The organism is Mesorhizobium sp. M0062, assembly GCF_040323125.1.
In the GTDB taxonomy this organism is placed as follows: Bacteria; Pseudomonadota; Alphaproteobacteria; order Rhizobiales; family Rhizobiaceae; genus Mesorhizobium.
Genome location: NZ_JAMYUO010000043.1, coordinates 1 through 17,490 on the forward strand (window position 1 = coordinate 1; position 17,490 = coordinate 17,490).

Annotated in this window: 14 protein-coding genes; 6 read left to right on the forward strand and 8 right to left on the reverse strand. The window is 58.0% G+C overall.

Annotation, left to right across the window (positions count from 1 at the left end):
• Positions 1-230: 230 nt before the first annotated feature.
• From NKJ64_RS29540 to NKJ64_RS29560, 5 genes are all read right to left on the reverse strand, one after another.
• A complete protein-coding gene (locus tag NKJ64_RS29540; protein WP_023685855.1) occupies positions 231-1,346 on the reverse strand; it encodes an NAD(P)/FAD-dependent oxidoreductase in 1,116 nt (371 codons plus the stop codon).
• Positions 1,343-2,797: a LodA/GoxA family CTQ-dependent oxidase gene (locus tag NKJ64_RS29545; RefSeq protein WP_352463771.1), complete on the reverse strand. Its 1,455-nt coding sequence runs from the start codon at positions 2,795-2,797 to the stop codon at positions 1,343-1,345. Before NKJ64_RS29545 ends, NKJ64_RS29540 begins: the two co-directional genes overlap by 4 nt.
• A gap of 51 nt (positions 2,798-2,848) precedes the next feature.
• Complete coding sequence (locus tag NKJ64_RS29550) at positions 2,849-4,327, reverse strand: hypothetical protein (RefSeq protein ID WP_031204489.1); 1,479 nt, start codon at positions 4,325-4,327, stop codon at positions 2,849-2,851.
• Between the two features lie 15 nt (positions 4,328-4,342).
• A complete protein-coding gene (locus NKJ64_RS29555; protein ID WP_352461186.1) occupies positions 4,343-5,251 on the reverse strand; it encodes a chymotrypsin family serine protease in 909 nt (302 codons plus the stop codon).
• A gap of 262 nt (positions 5,252-5,513) precedes the next feature.
• On the reverse strand, positions 5,514-6,479 hold the full coding sequence (locus tag NKJ64_RS29560; protein ID WP_023685859.1) for an endonuclease/exonuclease/phosphatase family protein: 966 nt from the start codon (positions 6,477-6,479) through the stop codon (positions 5,514-5,516).
• Between the two features lie 491 nt (positions 6,480-6,970).
• Here NKJ64_RS29560 and NKJ64_RS29565 point away from each other — a divergent pair, with 491 nt between their 5' ends.
• The 4 genes from NKJ64_RS29565 (at position 6,971) to NKJ64_RS29580 (ending at position 11,085) form a co-directional block, all read left to right on the forward strand.
• Positions 6,971-8,311 carry a tyrosinase family protein gene (locus NKJ64_RS29565; protein ID WP_352463772.1) on the forward strand — a complete coding sequence of 447 codons (1,341 nt, stop codon included), beginning with the start codon at positions 6,971-6,973 and terminating at the stop codon, positions 8,309-8,311.
• Positions 8,312-8,848 (forward strand): hypothetical protein, encoded by a 537-nt coding sequence (locus NKJ64_RS29570; protein WP_023685861.1) that lies wholly within the window; start codon positions 8,312-8,314, stop codon positions 8,846-8,848.
• Position 8,849: 1 nt separating this feature from the next.
• Entirely contained in the window at positions 8,850-9,476 is a 627-nt protein-coding gene (locus NKJ64_RS29575) for a cytochrome P460 family protein (RefSeq protein WP_031204492.1), read from the forward strand.
• A gap of 64 nt (positions 9,477-9,540) precedes the next feature.
• Positions 9,541-11,085: a S8 family serine peptidase gene (locus NKJ64_RS29580; RefSeq protein ID WP_352463773.1), complete on the forward strand. Its 1,545-nt coding sequence runs from the start codon at positions 9,541-9,543 to the stop codon at positions 11,083-11,085.
• Between the two features lie 552 nt (positions 11,086-11,637).
• Here NKJ64_RS29580 and tnpB read toward each other — a convergent pair.
• Complete coding sequence (gene tnpB / locus NKJ64_RS29585) at positions 11,638-12,177, reverse strand: IS66 family insertion sequence element accessory protein TnpB (RefSeq protein WP_198031560.1); 540 nt, start codon at positions 12,175-12,177, stop codon at positions 11,638-11,640.
• A 48-nt stretch (positions 12,178-12,225) separates the two neighbouring features.
• On the opposite strand from tnpB, the gene NKJ64_RS29590 reads away from it, so the two are divergent.
• Positions 12,226-13,182, forward strand: a complete 957-nt coding sequence (locus tag NKJ64_RS29590; protein ID WP_352463774.1) for a Y4kA family protein — start codon at positions 12,226-12,228, stop codon at positions 13,180-13,182.
• A gap of 12 nt (positions 13,183-13,194) precedes the next feature.
• Complete coding sequence (locus NKJ64_RS29595; protein ID WP_023685868.1) at positions 13,195-13,536, forward strand: hypothetical protein; 342 nt, start codon at positions 13,195-13,197, stop codon at positions 13,534-13,536.
• Between the two features lie 711 nt (positions 13,537-14,247).
• Here NKJ64_RS29595 and NKJ64_RS29600 read toward each other — a convergent pair.
• Together NKJ64_RS29600 and NKJ64_RS29605 are read right to left on the reverse strand one after the other, a co-directional pair.
• Positions 14,248-15,555: a RusA family crossover junction endodeoxyribonuclease gene (locus NKJ64_RS29600; RefSeq protein ID WP_198031561.1), complete on the reverse strand. Its 1,308-nt coding sequence runs from the start codon at positions 15,553-15,555 to the stop codon at positions 14,248-14,250.
• A 414-nt stretch (positions 15,556-15,969) separates the two neighbouring features.
• Positions 15,970-17,436, reverse strand: coding sequence for a caspase family protein (locus NKJ64_RS29605; RefSeq protein ID WP_031204498.1), 1,467 nt, complete (start codon positions 17,434-17,436; stop codon positions 15,970-15,972).
• Between the last annotated feature and the right edge of the window lie 54 nt (positions 17,437-17,490).

The window sequence follows — 17,490 nt, forward strand, 5'->3', positions numbered from 1 at the left end:
GCAGCGCTGGCGGTCTTAACTTCAGTCTTGGTCATGGTGGCGTTCCTTCGCGGGAATCAGGTGACGTGAACAATCACCAGCCTGCAATGACCGCCCCCTCTCAGCGAATTTGCAGAACTCTCAGCACATTACCGGTATGGGGGATTTGGGTGCGACCGACACCCGCGACTTTGCTCAGCCTGCCACAAGTCGCGCCCCTGCCGCATCCCGCAAGCGTTGCACACCACAAATCAGTCTTGCCGGCGTCGCCAGAACGTCGATTTGGAAAATCTGCGCTCCAGCCCGTAGTTGGCGAGTCGTTCAACTGCATGCGTATTGTATTGCCGCATGACGCGATCCGCCCACTTCGACCGTGCCGTGCCGTCGTGTGAGCTGGAATCCAGTATCAAATCGGCTGTTTCAATGCCCGATCCAAGCGCGCATGCTATTCCCTTGCCGCAAAGCGGATCATAGGCCGTGAGCGCGTCACCAGTAGCTATCCAATTTTGCGCCATTCCGATAGTTCGGATGCCCGATCCCGCGCCAAACCCAGACCACCTGTACTCCATCAAGCATGTCTCGGCGATCTTCGTTGTAAGCACCGGCAGCGCAACCTGACACAATTGGGTCAGCATGAACTCGGACTGTGCTCGTTTTCCGGCGGGGAGCAGGTCGGCGTCGGTCAAAAAAACCACGACGATACGACCGCTGGGAGTTGTTATCGAATACCACCAGCCGCTCGACGCGGCTTGAAGATGCAGTGCTTCTTGCAAGATATGCGCCTCCGAGTTCTCGCCCCCGCCGATCATCGCGATTGCGATAAGTCGGTCCAGCCGGTGTTTGGACTGCGACGGAGTACCGGGAGCCCGGCGATTTCGGCCGGTAGCGGCCACTATCCATTCTGTTCGACCCTGAGCCAGGCCTTCGCTGGATTGCAGCGCAAATTTCCATTTGCCCTGGTCGATTTCGAGATTTGTTACCCTGCTGCGCGTAAATCCTGCTGCACCAGCCTGCTCCGCTGAATTGAACAAAGCTTGGTCGAACCGATTGCGATCCAGACGGTAGCTCCGACCTTGGAGCTTCAGCATCGGGACCCGCGGTTCGCTCGCCAAGCTTCCCCACTTGGCCATGACGCCGCTGCAGCGAGACGCCCACGCTTGGGTTTCCAGCGCTTCAAGACCGAGAGATGACAGGTGCGACTGGGCTGAAGAGTCTATGACTTCTCCGATACGGAAGGCCGAATAATCCGTTGCCTCGACGATGGCGACGCGAGCTCCGCCTCGTGCCAGCCGATTTGCGCAGGCACTGCCGGCCGGGCCGCCACCGATGATCAGGGCATCGAGGTCGAGTTCCGGCTCTCTGCTCATGCGAACAGGTTTGGATCGGATCGCTGGGTCTCGACGAACACGGTGTTGCCTGCCGGATCCACTTGCGCAGTGACGAATCCCAATTTTGAGAAGTTGTGCACCATGTCAAGGTGGCTGGTGACCCCGCGCGCCCACTGCAACGTAGCCGGAGACGATGCGGAAATTCGCACGGTATCGGGGCGCTGCGATGGCCACCAGTTACCACGACAGTCGAAGAAATCCGCCTGCCAGGGCAGCGCCATGTGCGCAGTCAGGTCGCCGGGCGCCAGCTGAGCTTGGTCGATTCGGTAGTCGAAGGGAACCCGATAGATCGTTGGGTCAGTCAGGAGGATACCCCCCTCGATGCCAGGATAGAATCCCCGGCCAATAGTACCGTCGAGCGCCGCCCGTGTCAGTCCGTCCGCCATCAAACCAGCTGGAACCTGTGGTAACCCAACCCAGTCCGAAGCGAAATTTCCGAGTACCCATTGATCCAAAGCCTGGTTTTGCAAGCTCGTTAGGCGATAGCGTTGCAGCAGGCCTTCGATATCGCGAACATGGTCAGCGTTTTCACTGCGCAGCGCCGCAGCCGCGGCTGTGTTGTTGCCCAGCGCGGCCCAATCTTCGCTGACTTCGCTCCAGTTCGGGTCCGAATTAACCCATTGCAGCCGCCTGGTCCTCAGCAGCATCGGAAAAATGTGGTTTGTAAATGAGATTTGGGCCGGTGCGGGAACGCCGAAGTTCGCGTGGCCGACATCGGCAAGGATATCGTACAGCGTGACGACACCCTGGACTTCGGGCGCATAGTCCGGCGGTCCGACAATCACCCATGCCCCCTCGACATCCTCGTCAAAACTGCCGTCGGCACGCCGGATTTTTGCCTTCACGAACCCATCCGATGTGTCGTCGTGCCAGCCCGGATTTGTATAAAAACTTGGGAGCGGTGCGTTGGTCGGCGAGGAAGAAAAACCGAACCCGCCACAGACCAGCAGGTTTTGGTCCTTATCCGTCCGTAACTCACCGAGTGGCACGCGTCGTCCTTTGTACTCGCCCGTATTGAAGCGAACCGCTAAGGCGCTGGCGCCAGTGATCGAACGGCTGCCCGGGTCAACGAGCAGCTGACTTGCATTTGCAATGAGCTGTGGTCGAAGCGGCTGTGAGGGAGGGCCGTCCGGCCGCTGTACTGCAGCTTTCCTGTTTGCCAGGTGCACGGTCCACTCGACGGTCGAGCCAGCGGCGAGTTGCGCAGGCTGAGGTGCTCCGCCATCGGGCGGCAGTTCGAACAACCTGAACCTTGCCGCCTGTCTTTTGACCTGATCTGCGTCGACTTTGTATTCGGTGACGGCCGTCTCCACCCCCGCAGCGTCGATTTCGACGCCGCGATGGCCGGGTCGTTCCGGGCCGACATAGAACCTGTCGAGGTCGTTTCCGAGCCTGGCAATTCCTATCGCTGGATAGATTCGATACGGCATAGCAACGCTCCTCCCTTCGAAGTTGAGGTTTGGTCGACGTCATGCGACCGATCACTGCATTCCATTGAGGAGATCCAGGAACTCGCGAAGATCCTCCGTGGCTTCCGGGACACCCTGGTTTATGGCAAGACCGGGGAAAATTCTGTCCTGAGGCATCCAGAATCCGGAGTCACCGACATCCACGGCTCGCTCGTTGATGCCGGCGACTCTCTGCGCGACGGCCGCCCGGTCAAACACGTTGTAGCTGACCGAGCTGTGACACCGATAACAGTATCGGTTGAGGTAGTAGACGAGCTTGCGATCCTCTTCGCGGGCCGGGTTCCAGGGGTCGGTACCGAAGCCTCGCCCAGCTGGCGGGACTCGGTTTATTCCGGATGCTCCCGGCCCATGCAGTTCAAGCCATTTCGTGACTGCGTTAAGCTGAAAATTGTTGCCTCCCCCAACCTCGGTATTCTGTGCTTTTACTTCCTCGTTGAACTTCCTGATGGCGTCGAACGCCGATGCAAATTCCGGCGCGGCGGTGTCCTTGCCGCCGTCGTAGAGAAGGCCGAACGGCGATTGCGCCAGTGACGTGAAATCCTCCTCGTTAAATTTTGAGTCGGTCAGCCCATATTCCGGCAGCACACGGTCGAACCAATGATCGGTGTCGAGGAAATTCAGCTTTCCTCTCACTTGAGAGAACCCGCCGTGACACTGCTGACAGGAATCCGCGACGAAGTATTCTTGCGCGGCCGAATTGGTTTCGGGATCCCGGTCGTCCTCATCGAACGTCGCTTTGAGATTGAAGATGATCGGTCCGTTTTCTTGAAAGGCGCCATCGATCTTTTCCGGTTTGCCGGCTGAATCGAGCTTAACGAACGGACCATAAGTCATGAAGAAAGTGGGCCGCTTGTCGCCAGTGTACGGGCCGCTGCCGAGTTTGCGTGTGATGATGACCTGGTTGAATTTGGAGACATTCCGGTCGGGATCGAACGGGTCGCCGGTTGCGGTTGCCTCAAACGTATTCTGCAGGACATAAAGCGTTCCAATACCGTTCGAGTCGGCCGGCGAGCCCGCCTTCGCCTTGAACCTGACCAGCTTGCGCCAGCCGAAACCGCCGGCCGGAGGATCGGTTGGCTTTTCCGCGACATCAGTGATTTTCGGCGCAAAAAAACGGATCGCCAGGATTTCATCATTCGAGCCGAGCGCCATCAACTGCTGCGAGGTAAGGGCGTGAAGATCGCTCGACTTGACGTTCGTATGACCAAAATATGCAAGCAGATCGGCGATAGACGTAGATAGGATCGCATCAGTTGGCTGCCCCGGAAAAAGCTGCTTCGAAATCACATCCTTGTAGTATGCGATCGCAGCCTGCTCGCTACCGCCCTCCACCTGGAACTGTTTGAGCTGGAAGGCGTGTCCATTGAGTTGACTGCGAGGATGTCCGGCCGAAATCTCCTCCGCTCGGGAAATACCAGCCGCGAAGACGGATAGCAGACAGGCGGCGGACAGCCTGATGGAAGTGCAAATGAATATATTGGCCAGGGGCATGAACTGTCCTCCTTGTTAGACGACTGGCGTCGATGTTGGTGCCTCCAAACCGAATCGGCGAAAAACTGCCTTCAGCGGGCTTATGAACGTGCCTCGCGCGGTACCACCGACGACAAGTCCAACAGCCCGCCGCGACATCGCGTCGACGACGAGCGCACCGGAGTCTCCTCCGAGAGAGAAGGCCTTCTCAGCGCCACCGACGAAAACGACATCGGCGAATGCATATGATTGTCCACCGGAGACGATCAGCCCTTCGGCTTGGGTGTCCAACACCACCCCGACCGTGTGCAGCGAGGTTGCGCCGTGCTTGCGTACGCTTTGATAGAGCAAGGGCTCCATAAGAGGCCATTGCGGCTCACCGATCGCCGGGATCATGTTGGTGACGTCGGCTAGATGGTCCAAACGAGCGACCGCCGCATCGAACCTGTTCGGCTCGTCGCCTATCTGGAGAGGCTCGAAATCAGCCAGAACAGCAAGCCGTGTCGAAGTTGCCGACGGTGCAGGCGGCTCGACGATCAAGTCACCAATCTCACCGGCGCCGGACAGCGCCAAAACATGACACGCCGAAAGTATGTACCAGGCCTCATCGCCGGGCTTTCGTACCAAGCAGCCCAGGGAGCCTGCCTTGCCTCGCACGTGGCTGATTCCGATGCCGAGATGCGCAGGCCTGGAATGAAAGCGCGGCTGGCCGATCGGGATCACATCAGTCGCTATTCCGGCGACAAACCGAGGGATTTTCTGATCGAGTGCGAGATCAGCCAGGGGAATTTTTCGTCTAACATAAACCCGGACGGCTAGGTCACCGGTGATCTTCCCGGCTGTCTCCTTCGCACCGTATCCGATCCCAACGAGGTTCGCATTCTGTAGCAATCGAAACGTCGTTCGGGATGTCATGGCACGATTTGACGCAAGGCTTTTCGCCACTAACCCCCTATCCGCGGCTATTCGCAAAAAAAAACAGCCTGTTTCTTCAGCCGAGCATCATGTCGAAACTGCGTCCTTGAAACATGCCCACCCTGGCTCAAAATTTGCGGCTGGGCGCGGCTAGCCACCTCAGTAGACTGCCAGCGCTTCGACGACACTATGTTCGCTCCGGCTTGAGGATAAGGCGTCGTACATCTGCATTCTCTCAATCCGATCCCGTTGATCACTGGTCATGGCTGGCGTTTTCGCTTGCGCGCTGTGCCTAGGGGAGGACGAGATCAATCTGGATTGGGCAGTGATCACTTAACCGATCGCTCCCTTGCCCACCGGCGGCGCTTACATCGGCGAATTTGGAGCGCGTTACCCGATACGAGCCTTCTTTGAACCAGTCCGATACCTTCGCGTCCATCACGATCCAGTCAATTGGCTGGGTGCTTGCACCAAGTCGCGTTGGGCACTTCCTTGTGACGGTCTCCGGATACGCTACGAGAAGCGGCTCATCGAGGTTCTCGCCATTTAGAAAACGCCACATCGGATCCTGGAAATTAAACTGGCGGAAACGCCGGTTGAAGTCACCGGCGATGATGAAGGCCGTGTGCTCCGCAACTCGCTCGTCGATGAATTCCTTCAACGGGAGCCGCTGCTGCCAGAAGATCAAGCAATCCGTATCGGTGCTCTGATCGGGCGCGGCCTGCGTTGAACAGCTCGACTTTAGGTGGACCGAGACCACCCAGACCGAAGTCCCAAACACGTCCAATTTCAAAGCCGTGCCGCGTCGCGTGTAGTGAGTGCCTCCGTCTTCATCAACATCGGCAATCTGAAGGCCGAGGATGTCCCTTTGCTCAAGGACTTTAATGTCATCTCGCTTGCGAACGACGACAGCTGCGTGAATATCCTTCGAGGCTGCGGCCTGCGTGTCCTCGACATATCGAGACTCAATGAAAGTCTGATATTCGGACGCGGGGAACAGGCGAGCAACCGCCTCCTGGGTTCCGACCTCTTGCAGTGCGACTACGTCAGCGGCCAGTCCTTCAGCGTAACGCTTTAACGCCTCGAAATCGGCTTGTTGGCGCTTTGTACCAATTCCTTCGCGAAGTTCCACGTCGACGTGGTGATGGAAATTGGCGATGTTCCAGCTTGCCAGACGAATATTTGTCTCGGCAAATGCAAGGGACGGAATACAGAATAAGATTGTGCCGAGAATTGGAAGGTAGAAGGACGACGACATGGCGTCTGCTCTCCGATTGGGCTGTCAATTCTCCTCGCTACTCATCAGAAGCACCCACTGCCACGCGAACAAATGCTGCGTGGGCCTTCGTGCACTCCAGTCTTTTGCGACGAACCCGGGCTGACCCCCCTGCAGTTCGCGGAAGTGGATTGAAGCGTAGCCGCAGCGCCGTGACTCGGGCGTGACAAGTCGCTGGCACGGGTTGCCGACTAATTCCAAGGCGCTCCCCGGCTTGAGCAAAACGCGCCTGCATAGTCCGGCGGCTGAAGGTTCGCCCGATTGGGCCAGCGAAGGAATTCTCTTCCGTAGCCCGGCGAACTCTGCACTACCTTTTCATAACCGGCGGCAGCTGCGGACCGGCAATCAGACGACAATCATTCCGCTACCGGGGCTGTCACGCCCGAGTCACGCCGCCGACAGTAAGCTGTGACAGGCCGTGTTTTAGACGGTTCATCCATCGTCCGGTTTTCGGAGTACCCAAGGGGGAAGCAATGCTTAGCCGACGGTCAGTACTCAGCGTTCTCACCTGCGGAAGCCTCACTGGCCCATGGCTCTTCAATGCATTCCACTCGCGCGCCGTGGCGGGCGAAACGCGCACGAGGAAAAACATCGATCAGCTGACACCGCAGGAAGTCGCTGATTACGGCTATGCGATTTCGATTCTCCGGAAGCGGAGCGAGGTCAATCCGAATGATCCCGCCGGGTACGACTATCAAGCCGCACTTCACAACGCGGATCGCACTCATCCGGACGGCACGGTTGGTTCGTGCGAACATGGGAGCGAGGAATTCCTACCTTGGCACCGCATTCACCTGCTGCTCTTTGAGGATCTCCTACGTGCATCGGATCCTCCTCGTACCTCGAACATTACCCTCCCATATTGGAACTGGCAGGAAAACGCCTCGGGCAAACGCTTTCCGAAAGCATTCGAAGATACGGCTTCGCCGCTGTTTCATGCTGGCCGGTGGGGTGTTGACGCGGGACCGGCACAATGGGATCCCGCCGATATTGCCGTCGCGATAAATGAAGACGACTGGAATCTGTTTGCAGGGGACGCAAAGCCGGCACCGAGCTACGGCTATCTTGAGCTTCATGCCCACAACACCATGCATGGTACGATCGGCCCCACAATGGGCGATCCTGGAACTGCAGCCGAGGACCCGATCTTCTGGTCCTTCCACAGTTTCATCGACCTTACCTGGGCTCGCTGGCAGCGACTTAATAGCCAAACTGCCCAGAATGGCGCGGCTACCGTGTGGGTTGAACCGGAGAGTCGAACCGTCAACCAAATGATCGTCGCGACGATGGATTTGGGTTACCTGTATGAGTTCGATTTCGCGGCGGATGGCGAGGCCGAAATACAGATGGCAGGAACCCGAACAACCAACGCGCTGTCGCCCGATCGAGTTGGCCTGCGCGCGATGACGACTAGCGTGGCCGCCCCAACCAAGGAGGGCGCGAGGCGGTTGCTCAAGCTGGTCGGTGTGTCGCCGTCTCTTGAGGCGAGCTACGAAATCCTGGTCTATGTTCATCCCGCGGGCTTTGACCCATTAGCCGGCGGTCCATCCTCAGAACGCGACGGCTTCTTGATTGACCGCCTTGTGATTTGGAAGGGTCGCGCAGGACACGGCCACCATGGCGGCGCGAGCGTATATGTCGATCTGAGCAAGGCGAATGGCCGGGATCTCTTGGACGGCTGGCAGTTGACGGTCGTCACCTCGGCGCTACCCCTTGTACCGCCCGCCGAGCGCGTCAACCTTCAGGACTCGGTCAATGACCGCCTTGCTTCGATCTCAAATCTCATCCAGCGCCTTGAGATTGAGGAGCGGTAGATGGCCCGGACGCCGGTATTTGAACTGCATATTCGGCCGATGTTTCGGGTGATCGACTGGGCACACATGCTGCCCAAACGCATCGGACCGGATCCGATAGACCTTTGGAATTATGATTTTGTATGCGCGCACGCTGAGGAGATTCTTGTCGAGCTCACCAACGCCACGCCCATGCCCACCCGAATGACAGGAGGGCCTTGGCCGGACGAGTGGATCGCTGTCTTCGAGCGATGGACGGCTGAGGGATGCAAGAAGCTCACCTTGGCAGCTGGATCAAACTATAAGCTCCGGCAAGTTGGTCCAAACCTGGCCTTGAGCTGCAATGCGACGCTTGACGATGTGAGTTCGAGGGCCTGGTTTGACTTCACCGATCCAACCATCGAGACGCGGCGATACCGACTGGTAACGGAGCCGCTGCCGGCTGGCCAGGCGGGAACCCCTTTCCCAACCACGATCAAGGAGCAAATCTTGTCGACAACCGTTGCTTCGGTGGTCGTGGAGGACGCCGCGGGCTCACATGTTGTGGAGCGAAGCTAAGATGAGCGGTAAGGGTTCACCCGCCCGTTCCGCTGTGCTCGGCGTTCTGTTGCTAAGCATGGCAAGTCCCGTTGCCGCCGACCCCTCGGAGTTTACACCGACCTACGAGGAGAATGGGCAGCTTAAGGTTCCTGAAGGATTCGACACTTGGGTCTTTGTGGGCTCTAACCTGGGCTTGTCCTACAAGAACAATCTTGCCGCCATGACTTCGCTTGAGGCCGAGCGCGCGGTCGAAGCACTGTTCCACAATGTCTACCTCGATCCCCACGCCTACAAGGTCTTTGTAGAAACCGGAGAGTTCGCGGATCCCACGACCCTGGTTATGGAAATATTCGCCGCCGCGGACCGAGAACCCAAAGGCGTCCTGGCCGCAGGACAATACAACGGCGACTTCCGGGGCCTTCAGGTCGCGGTTAAGGATTTAAGCAGACCTGGCAGGCAGCCCAGCGGGTCCGCATGGGCCTACTATGTTTTCAACAACGGCGCCATGGTCCTGCCATCAGCTCCGGCTTTTCCGGATGTCGCGTGCGCCAACTGTCACAAGGCCCATGCGAGCAAGGACAATGTGTGGGTGCAGTTCTACCCCACCCTGAGAAAGCTGGCGTCTCCAGACGGGCAGGGGCGCTGACAACTTAGGCGGTGGCACCGCCGGCGCTCGGCGAGTGATCTTAACAAGAATCTTGGGGGCTGGTATGGCAGCGCGCAAAATTTCGCGAACAACGATCGGTAAGGCAAAGATTGTGGTGCGTCGTGTGCGCACGTGGCCCACGCCTAAGGTATTGTCATTCGGAGTGGGTCTCGAGCCGATCGTCAAAACCTCCAAGCCGTTGGCTGAGCGCATCGCCCGTTTGGCAGAGGAGGTGCCGTTCAGCGTCGCAACCTCGACGAAAAGCGGTGAGCCCATTCAAGCACAGATTGGCCTGCTGACTTCCGGCAATATCGATCCCTTTCGACCGCTTCCAGAGGAACGGGAACGTGCGCTCGAAAAACTTGAGGCCGTCGGCTGCACGGTTGTGCGGCGCGGCCGCTTCTCCGTTTCGATGCGCGGTCCGGCCCATGTTGTTCAGGAAATTATCGGGCAAAAACTGGTCGTGCAGGCCAGCCCGCAGCAGTCCCCATTGCGCTCAACTCGGATGTTCGCTGAGAGCTTTTGGAAGCCAAGCCCGCAAGATTTGTTTCTGGCGCCCGAAAAGTCATTGAGTGTTTCCAGCAAAGTAGCCGATGGCGTTGATCACTTGGTGTTCATTCCTCCTCCTCTGTTCTTCGCGCAACCCAGTGCAAAAGCGCCCAATGCAAAATTCCATTCACTCAATGAAGCTGCGATCCGCAAGCTGCTAAATGTGCCTAAAGGTGTCTCAGGGGCGGGTGTCCGCGTGGCGGTCGTCGACACAGGCTTTTTTCCGCACCCTTACTACACAAAAAACAAGCTCGCGCTGACGCCGGTAAAGACGAACTCAGCCCCGCGCCCGCACATCGACGTGGAGGGGCACGGCACGGCAATCACTTACAACGTCTTTGCGGTCGCTCCCGGTGCGGAGGTGTTAGGCTTCCAGCACACCGACCCCCCGCAGGATGCAATCGAGGATGCTGCCGATCAGGGAGCCGATATCATAAGCTGCTCATGGGGCTATGACCGAGAGCAGGTCTTTCCGATCCTCCAAGCGTCCCTTCTGGATGTCATTGCCGAAGGCAAAATTGTGCTCTTCGCGTCAGGAAACGGCCACTATGCGTGGCCGGGCAGTGAGCCCGACGTGATTTCCGTGGGGGGCGTTTACAGTGACGAGAATTTCGGGTTGGAGGCAAGTAACTATGCCAGCGGCTATATGAGCGGTATGTTCTTGAATCGGAGAGTGCCGGATGTAGCGGGATTATGCGGCCAGACCCCCCGAGCCATCTACATCATGATGCCAACCCAGCCCGCAAACGAAATGGACCGAGACTTAGGAGGCGCCGATTATCCTGCCGGCGACGGTACGCTTCCCGATGACGGATGGGTCGGCGCATCAGGGACGAGCTCGGCGACACCGCAAATTGCTGGGGTTGTCGCTTTGATGCTTGAGCGAGCCAAGGCAAAGGGGCGCACCCTGTCGCCCAGCGAAGTCAAAGCCATGCTTACCGGGTCATGCACACCGATTTCTCAAGGACGCAATGCAATGGGATTCCCGGCCGTAGGCCAGCCCAACAACGCGGTTGGATACGGTCTCGTCGACGCGGCCAAAGCCCTCGCACAAGTTTGATAACCAATCGCCTGCCATATGGCTGACAACCGTGTATGCTTGGTCGCCATGAAAGGTGACTGGTCATGAAAACGAGGGCCACGGTACGTGTTCGAATGCCGCCGGGACAAACTGGCTCCCAGCCAGTGCGGATGAAACTGGCTGCGGACGTATTGAAACAAAGTGGTTTCAAGGTACTGAGAATCGGCCGCATCGGAGTCAGTGTGGAGGCAGACGCCCAAGTGTTTAGGAGAGAGCTCGGTGTCGAGGTTCCTATCGCCTCGGGCACTATTGCTACCAATCCCCAACGGTCGGATCTTTCGGACCTCGTTGACCTCGTTGAGATAGCCGGCAAGCCACTGCTTTTTTAGCGACCGCGCCGAGTCTCAAACTTGCCGTGGTGACGATCGCTGCAGGCCAGCTACCCTGTAAAACGGTTTCCAAAACTCCCTCCCGATCGGCGCCTCCAATTTTCCAAGCCGATTCACAGAACGGTAGCCGACCTGCGCGCGCTGCAGCTGCTTGATGATCGAGTGAAGACGCTCGATCTCACCGTCGCGATCCTCGACGACATCAGCCGTGTCTGAGCAGCAACTTCCCTCGATTTGCTGCGTCTTTGCTGCGAATTTCACCTGGCCAGATGCGGTCGCCAGAAGCGCTGCGGCGTACGCCAATCGATCGCTTCGAGCAGCGTCGCGAGTTGCGCCGGCGACAGCGGCACCTAGCCACCTGGCTCCGCCAACCCGGCCACCAGAAGTTTCCACGGTCGATTCGCTTGGTGAACAGGCAAAGCCCCGTGCCATCCCAAAAGGGATCTTCAGGAGCGAGGTATTCTTGCCGCGGAACACGAACGGATGCCCCGAGAAGATCCTTCTTGAGATGTTCTTGGATCAGCGTGGCGAGGCCATCGTGCCCTTTGCGCATGTCGGTGTGAATGCCAGATGCGAACGGTAGGTCGGGGCTTTCGCATGTCAATGGGTCAATTTTTATCCCATACTTCGTCGTCTGCCAGAATGGAACATCGATAGCCTGATCGCCAGTATAGCAAACTGTTCTGTGGAAAAGAAAGAGAGAGAGTGTTTCCTGAGCCCATAAGATGTCCTGATGCCTCATTCAATCATGTAGGGCGAATCAAGGGCGGGCGTTATCTTGAAAAGGATATTGACGGCTGTCATAGCAGCACAAACTATGGTTTCCGGATGTGCTATAAGACCGTTGCCGGAAGAGGTGACGGGCGTTGATACGTTTGGAATCGTGAATCAAATCCGTTGTGAAATGCGCCAGAGCATTCGCAATACTCTTGTCGACTATTTGACTGGCGGGGAGGGGGTCGACGATCCTTCGCGGCAAATCGGACGCCAACTGAAGGCCTCTCCCGACGAAATTACTCGCTTCTCCCCCTCGGCGCTTACCGGCAATGCCAGAAAACTGGTGTCTCTATTTTGGTCAAGTGGTATCGCGTACAACTTTGAACTTGATATGAAATTGGACAACCAATTATCGGCATCTACATCGTTTCTCGATAAATTTCCCGCAAGATTGTTCGAGCTCGGAGTTGATGCCAGTTTGGATCGTTCCCGTCAGAACACGCGAGAATTTACCGTCACTGACAAAGTTGATAACTTAATCGCTCATCCGCCCTACGGGGGCTGTCGAGGCAAGATCGTCGGACCCAACTACATTTACCCGATCGCGGGTCAAATAGGCGTCGAGGGCATGCTGCACAATTTTGTCTACCTCAGCCTGCTCGGCAACTTGGCAGCTAAGAAAGACGCAACAGGAAGTGCACCGACTATTACTGAGACCCTGAATTTCGAAACGACGATTAGCGGGACGGCCTCCCCGAAGGTGGTGTTCAATCCCCTGCCAGAACGCAGCTTCCGGCTCGCAGAGGCAGGACTTGTTGCGGAAACAAAGCGCATCGACACGCATAAAGTTGTCATCGGCTTGTCGATACCCGAGTCTGCTAACAGTGATTTCCGGGACGCCCGAGGCCAATACGAGGGGCAGTTCTTGTCAGCAACGGGTGACCCAACTTCACTAAACGCCGCGCGCGCTGTTGACCGCTCGATTGCGAGAAAGGCTTTCCAGACGGTTGTCCACATAAACACTAACTAGGAAGGTATCTCCATGTCCGACCAATCGGATCCACGCAATCTTGTCACGTTCATGACGGCTGACGAGCCTGTGTCGTTTGCGGCGCGGGATATATTTCAAGTTCTCGATATGTATCGCAGACATGGCAAGGAACAGGTTTTTCGCGATTGGTTGGACAAAAACGGCCCGGGCGGCAGCTTAGAGATCCTTCTTCCCAAGGATACGGTAAATGCGTTGAAATTGGCTGTCGCGTCGGATCCGGCGCTGAGAGACGATCCGATCGCTCAGCGAATCATGAACCCGCCCCAGGCGATTGAGGGTCTGGATACGTTCTCCGCCCATTCCTCGTGTTGCGGCTTCTCCTCCGGCGGTTAGGAGGAAGCAGACGCCCAAAGGGTCGACTACAGTTGATGGCTTCTCATCCAGGCTGGCGTCATCGGTACGTCGATCATAGATCCCCGGACGCTGCTCAACTTGGGAGAAACGGGAGATAAGCGCCGACCGAAAATGGTCGCGGAGCAAGGCTGCCTAGAAGGCATCCAGTTTGGGCTGGGGTTTCCTGGAAGCTTTTCGAACTTTCTGGGTCGCGCCTCAGCCCGAGTTGCGGGTGCTTATGGACAAAGTAGGATACTAGATTCGGCTTTTGATCGTGCGGAAGGCATCGACTTCTGGCACGTATTCCGCGGGCGTCAGCATCTCCTCCCGAGTTCTCTACGGTCTGAACGGCAGCCTCAGTTCGGCCGCTCCGATGATCGGTTAATTATCCTAAGAGCAGCCGTCAACGTGTAGCACTATGGTTCAGACACTATGTCGGCGCACACTTCACTACACCGTCCACCGTATCGCTGAGGAATATGTGGTTGACGTAGTGCCCGGTCGCCTCGGCATGTGAACCTGCAGTTGGCAGAAGCGTCTTGCCGGGATCGAGCAGCCGGCAGGCGACATACATCCCCCAGAAGCGTGTATCCGGCTCCCGCGCGTACTCGCCGACGAAGTTTGGGTCGGCGAAGGTCTCATAGACCGCGATCCATGGCCGGGCCCGAGACAGAACAAATCAACCAAGCTTGTCGTCCTTGTCCCGGATCATCACCATCGCTGTCGCTTACCAGACGTGCTCGACTGTGCGTCAGCCCACTTGCGCGAGCACTCGTCGATACGGTCGAACGTATCGCCGCGTCCGTCCATATCCGCTACGAGCGCGACGCTGACGAAACCGGGTCCGCCCTCGACCGGTGGAAGCCGCCACGCCTCGTACCGCGTCACACCCTGTTTCGTGCCCGGAGGCGGCGTTGGGTTCGGACCCCATCGGTCCGCGAGAACGGGATCACGTCGGCGCAGTTCGTCGAAGTCGATCGTCCAACGATGATCGGTCACCGTGCCGAATGACGGGATGATCCGGGGCAGGAGGTAATCGCGGACGATGTTGTCCAGGTCGTGAAGCACTGCTGCGGGGGTCGCTGCGCTCGGACGTACCACCACCTGGAGAGCGACGGCGATCACCAGCGGACTGATGACCCAGTCCCACCGCTGCTTGAAGGCTGCGATCTCTTCCTCAACCCTGCGCTTGAAGGCCCCTGAGCTGCCCGGGGTGATCGGAAGGTCGCCCAGCTGAAGGCGCAGCTTGGACCGGCCGATCAGCAGCGCCCATTGATCGGGCGGCAGAATCGGCGTCGACCCTTCCGGACGCCCGTACATCCAACCGAGGACAGGGATGTCGATGCCGCTACACCCGAGCAGAGCGCGTTGCGCGCTCCAGCGAAGCATCTTGAAGTACGCGTCGTAGAAGTCGTCACCCAGCCGCTCGCGCTGCCCACGCTCATCGCGGATCAGGTTGCGAAGATCCTCCATAGCCTCTTCCTCTTGGTCCCACCGGTAGACGTCTCCATAATTCTCCATCTCGTCGACACGGATCGCTTCGGCCGCAAGCTCCATATCGTCGAGCAGCGCCGACAAGGGCCGGCCGGCCACATGGATCATCGGATAATCTTCGCCGTGCCGGCAGCTGACGGAGAGCGCCTGGATCTGAGCATCGTTCTTGTAGAGGAGGTGCCGACGCATTCCCGGCACCCCCGCCCGCCGTTTCCCGAGGAGATCCAGCAGGTTCTTCGCGATCGTGTGCGCCTGCGGCGCAGTTCGGCTGGTGGTCGCTAGGTCGATCTTCAGCGCGACGGGTCCATTGAACGGTGCCCGCGAGAAGGTCGCCATCTGTTCAGACACCGCTGTCTGGAACCGGTCTCGATCGGCGTCCCGCATCCTCTTTGACTGCGGCTCAATGTCATGCACCAACACACTCACGCCTCGCCTGGCGCGCTTGCGGTAGCGCGCGACCGCCAGGCGCTCGTCTCGAGCCCGATTGGTGCCCCGCCGCATCAGTTCTTCGATCTGGCTGGCCACGCTGGCTAACTCCCCCTGTGACAGCGCAGCGAACATATAATGATCAGGGGCGCTCCGCGACCTTGCGAAAATGGTCGACGGACGTGATGCCTTAACAATCGGCGATCTGCGCGCCTGCATCGCTCATGTCAAGCAGGGCAGTCGTGCCGCGTCGAGATTGGGGCCTCAACGCGCTTCCGGAGTGCGCGCTGGACGGTCCATGCGATTGGGAACGATCGTGTGTTGCAAGGCAGCTTATCGTAGATATCGCCCGGGAGCAGACTGGCGGCTTCCGGCCCAAATCTGCCTCGGGAAATCCACATCCTCGCGCCGATCGGTCAGATCGACGCCAACGGCCAGCGCGGGGTGGTTTGCTGACATAGTTGTCGGGACTGGGGTTCTGCGCTCGCTGACACGATTTCACAGCTCCTCAGGCTATTTTTTTGAGACGCCCCAGCCATAGGGATACCGGATTGGATCGATGGGTTGAAGCGCCGGTGTGTATCTCACCTGCAGCAATCCCTTCGGGACGATCAGCTCCTTTGCGAGTTCCTCCTCGAAAGCGTCTTGGCTTACGCTTCGCGCCGGCGTCGGTTCGCCTTCCTCCACTGCATATTCAGGATCGCTCAGGCTAAAGACGTTCACCGTGTCGACGAACACGCCCGTGACCAGACGGCCGCGCTTCTCGGCCTTCGTGACGACCGACGCGGATAGCATATGGCCTTTGCCAGGCACCCTGTAGAAATCACCGTGCGCTCCGATCAGGGTTTCGGCGATGAACTCGAAGCTGTCCTTGAACTGCGGGAATTTCTCTAGCTCGAACGCATCGCTGAACATATTGCCTTTAATGGCTTCACGGAGTTCACCTCTCGAGTCGAAGAAAATCTCGTAAAGGATGCCATCGAGCAGCGGACGGATTTTTTCAGGCTTCATCCCGCTAGTCTTGCCTAAGAAATTCCGGATATAGGCTTCTGCCGATCGGGCGCCGCCATGCGCAGCCTGATAGATGTTGCGGCCCAAGACGAAGAGCGTCTCGTCCTTGACCGTGTTCGCGAAGGTCGGCGTCAGACGGTCCATCGCAGGGTTTTGCGTGTACCAGTCCACGCTCTTCAGGCCTCGGATGATTTGGTGTGAGGTTTTGCCTGGATCGAGCACGAAAAGGCTGTCCGCGAGTGATGACGACGCATAGGTGGTTACGAAGCTCATGGCGCTCGTGTTGAAATAGAAATCCCCGGCCAAGGAAGTGTGTTCCCAGGTAATTTGCTTCCCGTTGGTATCGGCGGCGACGGTGTTGCGCACGCGCTTGAAGACAGTCTCGATCGGAGTATCCGGCACGTCAATATGTTGCAGCAGCGCGCCGGTATACACGCCATTGCTGGACAACCCATCGGCCGCTATATGACCCGGCGACGTCGCATAGGCAATGATCGTCCCGCGCGGAGCGAAAACTGAGGCAAGCCCTCGATTTGCGCCCGATCGATGCCACGCAGCCTCGAACGGGTTTTCACGACACGCATCGAGAATGATGATCTTCGTGTCCGCCTTCGATCGGTCGAGGACATCGATGACTTGGTTGAGCGAAAGGGACGAATATTTCGCCTGGTTTTCACCTCCTGCATCCGTATCACAGGCGAAAAGGAAGTTCTCGCCGTCAATCTGGATGCCGTGACCTGCAAAGAAGACCAGAGCTACGCCGCCCGGCTGTATCGTGCCTTGGAATGTGCTCAGCGCGGTGCGCATTTGGACAAATGAGCCATCAGAAACCGATGTTAGACCAAACCCGTATTTTTTTAACTTCCTCGCGATCGCCGTCGCGTCATTGACGGGGTTTCTGAGCTTCTTTGTGTTCTGGCCGGTATAGTTGGCATTTCCAATGACAAGTGCTGCACGCTGTTGGATCAAGTACGGCCTCGGAGGTCTCTGCAGATGCTGATTGTTGGCGATGTCAGTACCATA